The organism is Nocardiopsis sp. iso_40, assembly GCF_056173285.1.
On the sequence record NZ_CM149666.1, the window covers coordinates 1553722 to 1566505 of the forward strand.

The following is a 12784-nucleotide window of genomic DNA, read 5'->3' on the forward strand; positions in this document are numbered from 1 at the left end:
ATACAATCGGCAATTAAGTTATTACCCAAAGTAATGTAAAGTGGGGAGGGTGTGCTTGCCAGAGGCCCACCAGGGAGGATGTGGGGCCGCCCTGGTCACCGAGTGGCACCGCAGCGGAACGCGGGGCGAATCCGGTTCGTCGAAAGGAGAACCGTGGGAGGCGGTGGGCACATCAGAGACAGGTGTAGGGCTCCGGAGGCAGAGGGTGACACAGGGAGGGAGGATGGAGCGGTGAGCATCTCGGAGAAGCCGATGGCGGCGGAGGAACGCCGCCCCGGCGACCGCCGGACCTGGCCGATCTTCCAACAGCCCCTCGGGCTGGTCGTCTACCTGCTCCTGTTGGTCTTCGTCGCGTTGTTCCTGTTCGGGGTGGCCGCCGCGCAGACGGCCCTGACCGTCCCGGACCTCACGCTCTTCTTCGCCCTCGTGGTCTCCGCGGTGGTGTGTGTGGAGGCCATCCGCCGCATCGACATGCCGGCCGGCCTGACCCGCGACCTGCTGGGAGCCTGGTGGTTCCCCGCGATGCTTCTCCTGCCGCCGGTGTACTCGCTCCTCATCCCGGTCCCCGTGTACCTGTTGCTCCAGCGCCGGAGCCGACGCACGCTGCCGCACCGCCGGGTGTTCAACGCGGCCTCCGTGGGGGTCTCGGGGTTCCTCGCCTCGGTGGTCTGGCACGGTACCGAGGTGGGGCTGCTCGCCGGGATCGGCGGCTCCCCGGCCGCACACCAGGTCCTGACCACCGTCAACGGCGTGTTCATCGCGTTGGCCTGCTGTGCCGGGTTCACCCTGGTGAACACGTTCCTGGTGTTCATGGGCGCCGGACTGAGCGGGGGGTCGGGCGGTATCCGCAGCATGTGGGACCGAGAGGCTTTCCTCGTGGACTCCGTCGAATTATGTGTCGGGGCCACCGTCGCCATCCTCGCGCAGATCTCCCTGTTCCTCCTGGTCATCGCGGTTCCGCCGGTGCTCCTGCTCCAGCGCAGCCTGGTCTACCAGCAGTTGCAGGCCGCGGCCCGGACCGACCCCAAGACCGGTCTGCTCAACGCGCCCACCTGGGAGCAGGAGGCGGCCGCGGAGATCGCCAGGACCCGTGCCGCCCGGGGACGCGCGGCCGTGCTCATCGTCGACATCGACCACTTCAAACGGGTCAACGACAACCACGGCCACCTGTTCGGCGACCAGGTCCTCCTCGGCGTCGCGACGACCATAGCCCAGCAGTTGCGCCAGTCCGACCTGCTCGGCAGGTTCGGCGGCGAGGAGTTCGTGGTCATGCTGCCCGGGACCGACACCACGGAGGCCTGGCAGGCGGCGGAGCGACTGCGCTCCCAGGTCGGGCGGATGGAGATCGCGGTGGACGGCGTCCAGGTGTCGATCACCATCTCGGTCGGTGTCGCCGTCGTCGGCGACCACGGCAACGACCTCGTCGAACTGCTGACCGCGGCCGACCTCGCGCTCTACCGGGCGAAGGAGACCGGTCGCGACCGCGTGTGCCTGCCTGCCGGACGGCCGGAGGTGAGCGGGAAGATCCCGGGCCCCCGCGGCGGTGAGATCCCCGATTCGGCGGGCAGCCCGGGAGAACCTTCCTGACCTGCGGATAAGGCGGAGGTGGGGCGGGTTTTCCACAGGTTCGCGCGGGGCCGCTTGCGGGTCCGCGCCCGGTGACCGAACGTGAGGGTATGCCCTGTGATCAGCATGAACCCTCCACTGATCCCTTCGAAGACCCGCCCCCCACCCCCGACCCCGCAGCCGTCCCCCTCCGGTTGCGCAACCCGGCCGACCTCCTCGCCGCCCTGCCCTACCTGGTGCCCCACCCCCTGACCGACGCGGTGGTCTCCCTCGTGCTCGCGCGGGGGAGCGTCCTGGGTGTCCTGTACGGCGAACTCGACCACCTGGACCACGTCCTCACCCCGGCCCGGAGCGGCACGGCGGCCGTCGACGCGGCGCTGGCCGCAGGCGGCACCGGCATGCTCGTTGCCGGTTTCGGCCGTCCCGAACGCGTCACCCCGCACGTGGACGCGCTCCTGACCCGGGCCCGGGACCGGGGGCTGGCGGTCCCGGAGGCCCTCAGGGTGACCGGGAACCGCTACTGGTCCTACGTCTGCCGCGATCCCGGCTGCTGTCCGCCCGGGGGCGTGCCCTTCGACCCCGACGCCTCCCCGGTGCCGGCCGAGGCGGTCCTGCGCGGCCTGGTGCCGGGCGACGGGGGAGGGAGCGCCCGTACCCGGTTCCTGCTGGAGCCGGTGCTCGGTGCCCCGCGGGCGGAGGCCGCAGAGGCAGCGCAGGCGGAGGAGGAGCGGGTCCGCCACGAGGACACGGAGGAGGACCTGAGGGGCCGGCGGCTGCCCGAGGTGCTCGCCGCGCTGCGCCGGGAGGGCCACCGGAGGGTGACCGAACCGGCGGCCCTGGCCCGGCTGGGCGTCCACCTCACCGAACTCGGGGTGCGCGACGCCGTGTGGACCCGCATCACCCCCCGGACCGCCGAAACCCACGTCCGCCTGTGGTCCCGGGTCGTCCGCCACGTCCCCGAACGCCACCGCCCGGCCCCTGCCGCGCTGCTCGCGGTGGCCGCCTGGCAGCACGACGACCAGCGGTTGGCCCGGGCGGCCCTGGACGTGGCCCTGGCCGCTGACCCCGGGTACGCGATGGCGGTGCTCATGGCCCGGGCCCTCAGGTGGGGGCTGCCCGCCGAACGCTGGCGGGACTTCGTGGCCACGCGCCTCGACGGCGGGGAGGAACCGGGGGACGGGGAGTCCCCCGACCAGGGGTGAACCGGCCCGGGATACCGGACCGCCGGTTCCCCGGCGGTTCCGGCCCGGGGCCGGGCCGCCTCGCCCGGACCGTATCGACCCCGCGCAGGGGGCGTGCCGACGCGCTTCGGTACGCGTCGGCACTCCCGGGCACCGGGGTCCGCACGCGGGCCCCGGTGATGGCGGGGGCACCGTTTCCGACGCCCTAGGCTTGGAGGTATGCCGGAGTACATCTACACCATGCAAAACGTGCGCAAGGCGCACGGCGACAAGGTCGTCCTTGACAACGTTTCGGGGTCGTTCCTGCCCGGAGCCAAGATCGGTGTCGTGGGCCCCAACGGCTCGGGTAAGTCGACGCTGCTGAAGATCATGGCCGGCATCGAGCAGCCGTCCAACGGTGAGGCGCGGCTCATGCCCGGGTTCACCGTGGGCCTGCTCGCCCAGGAACCCCGACTCGACGAGAACAAGTCGGTCCTGGAGAACGTCGAGGACGGCGTCGCCGATACCAAGGCGATGCTGAACCGCTTCAACGAGATCGCCGAGAAGATGGCGACGGACTACTCCGACGACCTTCTCGAAGAGATGGGCAAGCTCCAGGAGCAGCTCGACCACCGCAACGCCTGGGACCTCGACAGCCAGCTGGCACAGGCCATGGACGCCCTGCGCTGCCCCCCCGGCGACGCCTCCGTCACCCAGCTGTCCGGTGGTGAGAAGCGCCGCGTCGCGCTCTGCAAGCTCCTGCTGGAGGCCCCCGACCTCCTGCTGCTCGACGAGCCCACCAACCACCTCGACGCGGAGAGCGTGAACTGGCTGGAGCAGCACCTGGCCAAGTACGCGGGCACCGTCATCGCGATCACACACGACAGGTACTTCCTGGACCACGTCGCCACCTGGATCCTGGAGCTGGACCGCGGCCAGTTCTACCCCTACGAGGGCAACTACAGCACCTACCTGGAGACCAAGCAGGCCCGCCTGAAGGTCGAGGGGCAGAAGGACGTCAAGAAGGCCAAGCGCCTCAAGGACGAGCTGGAGTGGGTCCGCTCCAACGCCAAGGCCCGCCAGACCAAGAGCAAGTCCCGTCTGGCCCGCTACGAGGAGATGGCCGCCGAGGCCGACAAGACCCGCAAGCTGGACTTCGAGGAGATCCAGATCCCGCCGGGTCCGCGTCTGGGCAACACCGTGGTCGAGGTCAGCAACCTCAGCAAGGGCTTCGGGGACCGGCTGCTCATCGAGGACCTCAGCTTCTCGCTGCCGCCCAACGGCATCGTCGGCATCATCGGTCCGAACGGTGTCGGCAAGACGACCCTGTTCAAGATGATCGTCGGTGAGGAGACCCCCGACGAGGGCAAGATCAGGGTCGGCGACACCGTCGACATCTCCTACGTGGACCAGTACCGGGGCCGTATCGACGACTCCAAGAACGTCTGGGAGACCATCTCCGACGGCGAGTCCTTCATCACGGTCGGCAAGGTCGAGATCCCCAGCCGCGCCTACGTCGCCGCCTTCGGCTTCAAGGGCTCGGACCAGCAGAAGTCCGCCGGTGTGCTCTCCGGTGGTGAGCGCAACCGCGTCAACCTGGCGCTCACCCTCAAGCAGGGCGGCAACCTGCTGCTCCTGGACGAGCCCACCAACGACCTGGACGTCGAGACCCTCGGTTCGCTGGAGAACGCCATCCTGGACTTCCCGGGCTGCGCCGTGATCACCTCCCACGACCGCTGGTTCCTGGACCGCGTCGCCACGCACATCCTCGCGTGGGAGGGAGGCTCCTCCTGGTACTGGTTCGAGGGCAACTTCGAGTCCTACGAGAAGAACAAGGTCGAGCGCCTGGGCCCGGAGGCCGCACGCCCGCACGCGGTCACCCACCGCAAGCTCACCCGCGACTAACCGCACCGCTCGGGCACACGGGCCCCGCCGTCCGGATCCGTCCGGACGGCGGGGCCTTCGTTCGCCCGGGGCGCGGGCAGCGCCAGCGGAGCAGGTCGTGCCCGGAACCGGGGAGCGGGCCTCCGCCGCGCCGGGCGCGGGGCCGCGGAGCACGGTCGCCGGCACCGACCCGACGGCGCTCCCGGAGGGCCCCCTCCTGCTCCACGTGGACCTGGACGTCGTCGACGCCTCCGAAGTGCCCGGTCTGCTCTTCCCCACACCGGGCGGTCCGCGGACCGACGAGGTCCTCACCGCCGTCCGCGCGGTCCTGGAAACCGGCCGGGTCACCGCGCTGAGCGTCGGGTGCACCTGGGCGCCCGACGAGGAGTCGGACGGTGACGGAGGGGTCCGGGCCCGCCTGCTCACCGCGCTCCTGGAAGCCTCGGCCTGAGGGCGCCGCCGCCCCCGGTACCGGTCCGCCGAACACGCCCCGGGCACCGGACGGTGCGGAACCGTTCCGGGACGGACGGCCCACGGAGGAGCCCGCGAACGTGGCATACCCTGGACGCGATGACTTCCGCGCGTGATGACCACCAGGGTGCGGGCGAAGAGCCCGTACAGATGACGTTCTACGAGGCCGTGGGCGGTGAGCAGACCTTCACCCGTCTGGTCCGCCGTTTCTACGAGGGTGTCGCCGACGACCCCGTGCTGCGGCCCATGTACCCCGAGGAGGACCTGGGACCCGCCGAGGAGCGCCTGCGCCTGTTCCTCATCCAGTACTGGGGCGGCCCGCGTACCTACAACGAGCAGCGCGGCCACCCGCGTCTGCGGATGCGGCACGTCCCGTTCCGGATCGGCGCGACCGAGCGCGACCTGTGGCTCGAGCACATGCGCGCCGCCGTGGACTCCCTCGGCCTGCACGGGGCCCTCGAGCGCCAGCTCTGGGAGTACATGGTCATGGCCGCGCACAGCATGGTGAACGTCGCCGAGGAGGCCACGCCCCCGGAGGTGGCCGACCCGACCTCACTGCGGGTGGGCGGCGACGGCAGGGTGCGCCGCGACAGCGGGGACGCGGGAGACGATGACGACGGCGAGGCCGTCACCATCTCCCTGAAGAGGTGAACCCTCCCAGGCGCCGTCCGGGGTGTCCGCGGGCCGTCAGGAGTACTTGTTCAGGAGCGCGCGCTCGGCGTCGTTGAGGCGTCGGGCGCTCTGCGTCGCCACGTCGAAGCCGACCAGGACCGTCCTGGCGCGCAGGTAGACCCGCTCGTCGTCGAGGATCTCGTAGGCCATGCTGAAACTGGCGTTGCGCACCTCGGTCACCCACAGCTCCACGCGCACCGGGTCGGTGCGGGGCAGCAGCGGGGCGACGTAGTCGGCCTCCTGGCGGGCCACGACCGTGGCGCCGAACGCCTCGGGGTCGTGGCCGCCGACCCCGAAGTTCAGGAAGCCGACGCGGGCGTCCTCCAGGTAGGTGAGCATCCGGACGTTGTTGACGTGCTGCTGCGGGTCAAGGTCGGCGTAGCGCACCTGGGCCAGGTGTACGTACCGCTGGGGCTCGGCGCTGGTGGGGCTCTCGGCCTCGATCTGTGTCACGTCCTGGGTCCTCTCCCGATGTTCTCCCGGATGGTCCTCCCCGGGTCGGGCGTGTCCCGTGCCTCACACGCTCGTCGTGACGCACGGGACACGCCTGTGGTCTCCTTCGATTGTCCCAAAGACACCTCGCGGGAACCCCGGCAGGGGATGTCCGGTTCCTGTGTCCTTGCTCTCTCCGGCAGGAGTCCGAGGTCCTGGTCAGGGGACCGAAAGGCCCAGGTGGTGGGCGAGGAAGGCGAGTTGCTCGGAGGTCAGGGCGACGCTCCGGCTCACCGAGCGGGAGCTGTGTCCGACCTCGGCCTCCCTGCGGATGAGCACCGGGTGTTCTCCGATCGGCGCCGAGGTGGCGTGCTGCATCCAGGCGCACAGCTTGCGGGCGTGCATCGGGTCGACCCGGGTGTCGTTGTCGAACACGGTGAACAGGGTGGCCGGGTAACGGGTCCCCGAACGCACGTTGTGGTAGGGGGAGTAGCCCAGCAGCCAGCCCAGCTGTTCGGGGTCCTCGGCGCTGCCGTACTCCACGTTCCACAGCTGGCCCAGGCCGAACCGCTCGTACCGCACCATGTCGAGCAGGGGCGCGGAGCACACCGCGGCGGCGAACAGGTCCGGTCGCTGGGTGACCATGGCGCCCACCAGCAGTCCGCCGTTGCTGCCGCCCATGACCGCGAGCCGTTCCGCGCTGGTGGTCCCGCTGGAGATCAGGTGTTCGGCCGCCGCGGCGCAGTCGTCGAAGACGTTCTGCTTGTTGCCGAGCATGCCGCCCCGGTGCCACTCCTCCCCCTCCTCCAGCCCGCCGCGCAGGTTGGCGACGGCGTACACGCCCCCGGCGCGCACCCAGGCCAGGATCGCGGCGGAGTATCCCGGGGTGAGGGAGATCTGGAAACCGCCGTAACCGTAGAGAACGGTCGGGAGCGGACCGTCCGCGGGTTCGGCCGGGGACACCACCAGCATGCGTACGGTGGTGCCGTCCTTCGAGCTGAAGGCGACCTGTTCGGTGCTTACCCCGGGCAGGTCGATCTCGCCCGGCGGGTCGGCCCACCGCGTCACCTCTCCGGTCCGGGCGTCGTAGTGGTACACGGACGAGGGGTGGGTGTTGTCGGTGTAACCGAACCACGCCTCGTGCCCGCCCTCGGGGCGGGTGCTGAGCCCGTTGAGACTGCCCAGGCCGGGCATCGCGAGTGTGCCCAGGCGCTCGCCGGAACCCGCGTCGTGCCTGCTGATCTCGCTGATCGCGTGCCGGCTCCAGGCCACGAGCAGCTCGGGGGAGTCGAGTCCCTCCCCGTCGAGCAGGGCGTGGCCCTCCAGAACCGCTTCGGGGTCCTCCGCGACCAGGGTGTTCCAGTTCTCGTAGCCGGGGGCGGCCGGGTCGGTGACGCACAGGCGTCCGCGGGGGGCGTCGCGGTCCGTGAACAGGTACAGGCGGCCGTCGAGACCCACCTCGGGGCGCAGGTCGTGGTCCACGTCCTCCTGGATGGTCACCAGGCGGGGGCTCTCCAGCGGCCCCGCCGACAGGTCGGCGATCCAGGCGTTGGTGGCCGAGGAGGTCCCCTTGACGGAGGTGAGCAGGAGCCAGCGCCCGTCCCTGCTCACGGAGACCCCGAAGTACTCGGTCTTGTCCCTGCCCGCACCGAAGACCAGGGCGTCTTGGTCCGCGGGGGTGCCCAGGCGGTGCAGGTAGACCCTGCGGTGGTAGGAGGTCTCGTCCTCGGGCACCTCGTCCTCGGGCAGGCGGCGCACGTAGTAGAAGGCCGAGCCGTCGGGCAGCCACGCCACGGGGCTGTAGCGGGTGCGGTCGACGGGGTCGTCGACGAGCTCGCCGGAGTCCACGTCGATGACGCGCAGGAGTGATTCCTCGTCGCCGCCCTCGGAGAGCTGGTAGGCGAGCAGCCGGCCGTCCGGTGAGGGACGCCAGGCGTCCAGGGTGGTCAGGCCGGAGGGGTCGAGCGCCCCGGGGTCGATCAGGGCGCGTTCGGGGCCCCCGCCGTCCCGGACGTGGAGCACCGCGTGCTCCTGGCCGGGGTTGCGGCGGCTGAGGAAGCGGCGCTCGCCGCGCCAGAGGGGTACCCCGACGTGCCCGGCGCCCATCAGCGAACGCACCTGGTCGGCGAACCAGTCGCGGGTCTCGTAAGCGCTGGAGAGTTGGTTGTACAGGGTGTCCTGGGCGGCGGACCACTCCTTGGTCTCGGTGGAGTCGGCGTCCTCCAGCCACCGGTAGGGGTCACGGACCGTGTGGCCGTGCAGGGTTTCGTCGATGTCCAGCCGGGTGGCCGGGGGATAGCGGAGTTCACGCATGCTTCGCACCCTATCCACCGTTATCTCACTGTGTGTGTTCGGCGCGGCGACAACGTGAATCCGGGTTTGTCGGACGCACAATGGGTCTCGGAAAGCGACAACGCGCGTTTTCCGGGTGGCCCGGACCAAATTGGGGTGGCGCCCGAGTGGTCCGACCAAGCAAACTGAATGCGGGACGCAACTCGGCGGGAACCACCGGGAGGTCCGTGTGGCAAGGCGTAAGAGGACACCGATCATCGGATCGGTGCACAGGGAGGTTTCCTGGCTGGCCGAACGGCTGGCCGGGGAGGAGACACGGCGGTCGGACACGGCCGTTGGGGCGACGCTGTGAGCGCCCGACGCAGCCGGGAGGGTGGTCCACCAGGTACCGCCCGCCGTCACGTGCTGCTGCTCAACGCCAGTTTTGAACCGCTCACGACGCTGCCCCTGCGCAGGGCGATTCTGCTTGTCCTGCGCGAGAAGGCGGAAGTCGTCCACGATGACGGAGCGGGGGCGGTACTGCACTCGGCGACACGTTCCTACGACGTGCCGTCGGTGATCAGGCTCAGGCGCTACATCAGCGTCCCGTACAGCCGGAGGGTGCCCCTCACCCGGGTGGCGCTCATGCGGCGGGACAGGCACACCTGCGGTTACTGCGGGAGGAAGGCCGAGACGATCGACCACGTCGTCCCGCGCAGCCGCGGCGGTGCCCACGTGTGGGAGAACGTGGTCGCGGCCTGCAAGCCGTGCAACCACCGGAAGGCGGACAAGTTCCTGGACGAGATCGGCTGGGAGCTGCACATCACCCCCAAGGTGCCCAAGGGCCCCCACTGGCGGTTGATCAACGGTGACCTGCACGGCGACCCCCAGTGGGAGCCGTACATGGCACATCTGGCCGCATAGCGGCCGCAAGGGTCGGAACCGGGCGTCCCACCCGGCCCAGACAGCGCCCTCGAAAGCGCCGGACCCCTCTCGGCGGCTCTCGGGGGCGCCCCCCTGTCCGGGATCGGAGCGGGGACCTATCCTTGGCCCATGCCCAGATACGACTTCCGCTGCCGCGAGTGCGGCGACACCTTCGAGCTCTCCCGCCCCATGGCGGACTCCGACGCCCCCGCGGACTGCCCCCGGGGCCACGGTGACACCGTCCGGCTGCTGTCCACCGTGGCCGTGGGCAGACGCGCCGCCGCCCCCGCGCCCTCCGGTGGCGGAGGCTGCTGCGGGGGCGGCTGCTGTTCCTGAGGCTGTCGGCCCTACTTCTCGATCTGGCTGACGTCGCGCGCCGCGCCGGTCGAGGCCGAGGTGGCCATCGCCGCGTAGGCGCGCAGCGCGGCGGTCACCGGTCGCTGGCGGTCGCGCGGCCGGAACCGGCCCAGTTCCTTGAGCAGGCGCTCCCGGCGGGCGTCCAGCTCGTCCGCGGGGACCTCCAGCACGAGCCCCCGGTTCGGGATGTCGATGCTGACGGTGTCGCCGTCCTCGACCAGGGCGATGTCGCCGCCCGCGGCCGCCTCGGGCGAGGCGTGGCCGATGGAGAGCCCCGAGGTGCCGCCGGAGAAGCGCCCGTCGGTGATCAGCGCGCACGCCTTGCCGAGTCCGCGGCCCTTGAGGAAGCTCGTCGGGTACAGCATCTCCTGCATACCGGGGCCGCCCTTGGGGCCCTCGTAGCGGATGACGACCACGTCACCGGGTTCGATCTGCTTGTTGAGGATGCCGTCGACGGCGTCCTCCTGCGACTCGAACACCTTGGCGGGCCCGGAGAAGGTCCACAGCTCCTCCTCCACACCGGCGGTCTTGACGATGGCGCCGTCCGGGGCGAGGTTGCCGAACAGGACGGCCAGGCCGCCGTCCCTGGTGTAGGCGTGCTCCACCGAGCGGATGCAGCCCTTCTCCCGGTCCTCGTCCAGCGTGTCCCAGCGGACGCTCTGCGAGTAGGCCTTGGTGGTGCGCCTGCCGCCGGGGGCGGCGTGGAAGAGCTCCACGGCCTCGGGCAGCACGGTGTCCGAGACGATGTCCCACTCGCCGATGAACTCTCCGATGGTCTTGCCGTGCACGGTCGGCAGCGAGGTGTCGAGCAGGCCGCCGCGGGCCAGTTCGCCCAGGATGGCGGGGATGCCGCCGGCCCGGTGCACGTCCTCGATGTGGTACTTCTCGGTGTTCGGCGCGACCTTGCACAGGCAGGGGACGCGCCGCGAGACCTCGTCGATCTCGGGGAGCCCGAAGTCCACCCCGGCCTCGGTGGCTGTGGCCAGCAGGTGCAGGATCGTGTTGGTGGAACCGCCCATGGCCACGTCCAGGGCCATGGCGTTGCCGAAGGCGGCCGGGGTGGCGATGGACAGCGGCAGCACCGAGGAGTCGTCGTCCTCGTAGTAGCGCTTGGCGGCCTCCACGACCCGGCGTCCGGCGTCCTCGTACAGGGCCCTGCGGGCGGTGTGCGTGGCCAGGACCGTGCCGTTGCCGGGCAGGGCCAGGCCCATGGCCTCGGTGAGGCAGTTCATCGAGTTGGCGGTGAACATGCCCGAGCAGGAACCGCAGGTCGGGCAGGCGTTCTCCTCCATCTCGTCCAGTTCGGCCTGGGAGACGCTCTCGTCGGCCGCGGCGATCATCGGGTTGATCAGGTCGAGCTTGCGGACCGTGGTGGCGGTGCCGTCGACCACCGTGACCTTCCCGGCCTCCATGGGGCCGCCGGAGACGAACACGGTGGGGATGTTGAGGCGCATGGCCGCGAGCAGCATGCCCGGGGTGATCTTGTCGCAGTTGGACACGCACACCAGGGCGTCGGCGCAGTGCGCGTTGACCATGTACTCGAGGGAGTCGGCGATGAGCTCGCGGCTGGGCAGCGAGTACAGCATGCCCCCGTGGCCCATCGCGATGCCGTCGTCGACGGCGATGGAGTTGAACTCGCGGGGGACTCCGCCGGCCTCGCGGATGGCGTTCGCGACGACCTCGGCGACCTCGCGCAGGTGCACGTGTCCGGGCACGAACTCGGTGAAGCTGTTGGCCACGGCCACGATGGGCTTGCCGAAGTCCTCCCGCTCCACGCCGGTGGCGCGCATGAGGGCGCGCGCGCCTGCCATGTTCCTGCCGTGGGTGACCGTGCGTGAGCGTAGGGCGGGCATGGGGCTAGCTCCCATCGTTACGGGTGTTTCCCCTCGATGGTAGTCCCCTCGGGGAACAGCTTCGGTCTCGCCCCGAAAGACGGGTGTTCCGCATGTTGAGATGGGCTGGTTCGGGGCGCCCGTTTCGGTGCTGGTGGGACCCGGTGCGGCCGGCCCTGGCGGGGCCCGCGCACGGCTGGGGCCCGGGAGGCCACGGCGGTGTGGCCTCCCGGGCCCGGGCGTCAGTGGCGGGGCGGCAGGGCTTTCTTCGCGGCCTGGTAGATCTCCTCGATCTCCGTTTCGCTCAGGCGGTCGCGCCCGCTGCGCAACCACTTGCGGACCTTGGTTCCGGTGATGATGTCCACGCCCCGCAGCCGGTGGCTGTCCCAGGGCATGCCCGGACCGTAGATGGCCAGGGAGGCGCGCACCGAGATGTCGCGGCCGAGCTCCTTGCTGATGAGCTCCTCCGCGCGCTTGGCCTCCTCCAGGGCCTCGTCGATCCGTTCGTTCTTGCTGAACCGGCCGTGGTAGAGCTTCTCCAGCTTGTTGCGCAGCGGGAGACGCTTGTCCCAGGACTCCGAGTCGATGGCGAACGCGCCGCGCCGACCCACGATGAAGTGGTCGATCTGGCCGTTGCCACCGGGTACGGCGCGTGCGTGAAGCACGCGGTAACCGAGCTGCTTCATGAGCTTGAGCTGGGCCTCGGTGCGGCGCTGCGCCGCCGAGGGCTTGCGCCAGCGGGGGATCTCGGACTCACGCCGGGCGCTCCACACCATGACGGAGACCAGGGTGAGGAGTCCGAAGGTGAAGCCGATCCTCCAGTCGCCGGTGAGCATGCCGAAGGCGCCCGCGGCCGCCGCCGCGACCAGGCTCCTGACGATCCACTTGCGCGCGGCCTCGTTGGACTTCAGGGCCCCGTAGAGGGCCCTGGGGTTCGAGGTCCCGGATTCCTTGCGCTGGTTGGGGAAGAAGAGGGATTCGGGTCGTTCGGGCTTCGACCCTTCGGACGATGGGCTGCGACCGTTCACTCTGGTTGCCGATTCCACGACGGACAGGTTAGTTCCATCCATATCCGAGTCCTAGTGCATTACTTCTCACACTTTTCTTCCCCTGTGCCCCGGTGTCCCTACGTGTCGTGGACGTCGGGGCGGGGAAGGATTGATCCTTGGCCACCTCTCTGGAGAAGTTCCGCCTCACCGCCGTGGTGCCCGTTGG

The 12784-nt window shown here is 70.5% G+C and carries 11 protein-coding genes; 7 read left to right on the top strand and 4 right to left on the bottom strand.

What is annotated here, in order from left to right; all coding sequences use genetic code 11:
• Window positions 1-231: 231 nt before the first annotated feature.
• The 5 genes from AC0VYD_RS06805 (at window position 232) to AC0VYD_RS06825 (ending at window position 5732) form a co-directional block, all read left to right on the top strand.
• The gene (locus AC0VYD_RS06805; RefSeq protein ID WP_475479100.1) at window positions 232-1587 is read left to right on the top strand and encodes a sensor domain-containing diguanylate cyclase; all 1356 of its coding nucleotides are present in this window, start codon (window positions 232-234) and stop codon (window positions 1585-1587) included.
• A gap of 89 nt (window positions 1588-1676) precedes the next feature.
• On the top strand, window positions 1677-2768 hold the full coding sequence (locus tag AC0VYD_RS06810; RefSeq protein WP_475479101.1) for a DUF4192 domain-containing protein: 1092 nt from the start codon (window positions 1677-1679) through the stop codon (window positions 2766-2768).
• A gap of 198 nt (window positions 2769-2966) precedes the next feature.
• Window positions 2967-4631, top strand: coding sequence for an energy-dependent translational throttle protein EttA (gene ettA / locus AC0VYD_RS06815; protein ID WP_473036083.1), 1665 nt, complete (start codon window positions 2967-2969; stop codon window positions 4629-4631).
• 97 nt (window positions 4632-4728) lie between these two features.
• On the top strand, window positions 4729-5061 hold the full coding sequence (locus AC0VYD_RS06820) for an arginase family protein (protein WP_475479102.1): 333 nt from the start codon (window positions 4729-4731) through the stop codon (window positions 5059-5061).
• Between the two features lie 170 nt (window positions 5062-5231).
• Window positions 5232-5732, top strand: a complete 501-nt coding sequence (locus AC0VYD_RS06825; RefSeq protein ID WP_475479103.1) for a globin — start codon at window positions 5232-5234, stop codon at window positions 5730-5732.
• Window positions 5733-5768: 36 nt separating this feature from the next.
• On the opposite strand, the gene AC0VYD_RS06830 is transcribed toward AC0VYD_RS06825, so the two are convergent.
• Window positions 5769-6206, bottom strand: a complete 438-nt coding sequence (locus AC0VYD_RS06830; protein ID WP_191272853.1) for an acyl-CoA thioesterase — start codon at window positions 6204-6206, stop codon at window positions 5769-5771.
• 198 nt (window positions 6207-6404) lie between these two features.
• Window positions 6405-8498 (bottom strand): prolyl oligopeptidase family serine peptidase, encoded by a 2094-nt coding sequence (locus AC0VYD_RS06835; RefSeq protein WP_475479104.1) that lies wholly within the window; start codon window positions 8496-8498, stop codon window positions 6405-6407.
• Between the two features lie 381 nt (window positions 8499-8879).
• Here AC0VYD_RS06835 and AC0VYD_RS06840 point away from each other — a divergent pair, with 381 nt between their 5' ends.
• Window positions 8880-9380 carry an HNH endonuclease gene (locus tag AC0VYD_RS06840; protein ID WP_452546840.1) on the top strand — a complete coding sequence of 167 codons (501 nt, stop codon included), beginning with the start codon at window positions 8880-8882 and terminating at the stop codon, window positions 9378-9380.
• Between the two features lie 129 nt (window positions 9381-9509).
• Window positions 9510-9716: an FmdB family zinc ribbon protein gene (locus tag AC0VYD_RS06845; RefSeq protein WP_475479105.1), complete on the top strand. Its 207-nt coding sequence runs from the start codon at window positions 9510-9512 to the stop codon at window positions 9714-9716.
• A gap of 11 nt (window positions 9717-9727) precedes the next feature.
• Here AC0VYD_RS06845 and ilvD read toward each other — a convergent pair whose 3' ends face one another.
• Entirely contained in the window at window positions 9728-11590 is a 1863-nt protein-coding gene (gene ilvD, locus AC0VYD_RS06850; RefSeq protein WP_475479106.1) for a dihydroxy-acid dehydratase, read from the bottom strand.
• Between the two features lie 221 nt (window positions 11591-11811).
• Window positions 11812-12597 carry a nuclease-related domain-containing protein gene (locus tag AC0VYD_RS06855; protein WP_475480206.1) on the bottom strand — a complete coding sequence of 262 codons (786 nt, stop codon included), beginning with the start codon at window positions 12595-12597 and terminating at the stop codon, window positions 11812-11814.
• Between the last annotated feature and the right edge of the window lie 187 nt (window positions 12598-12784).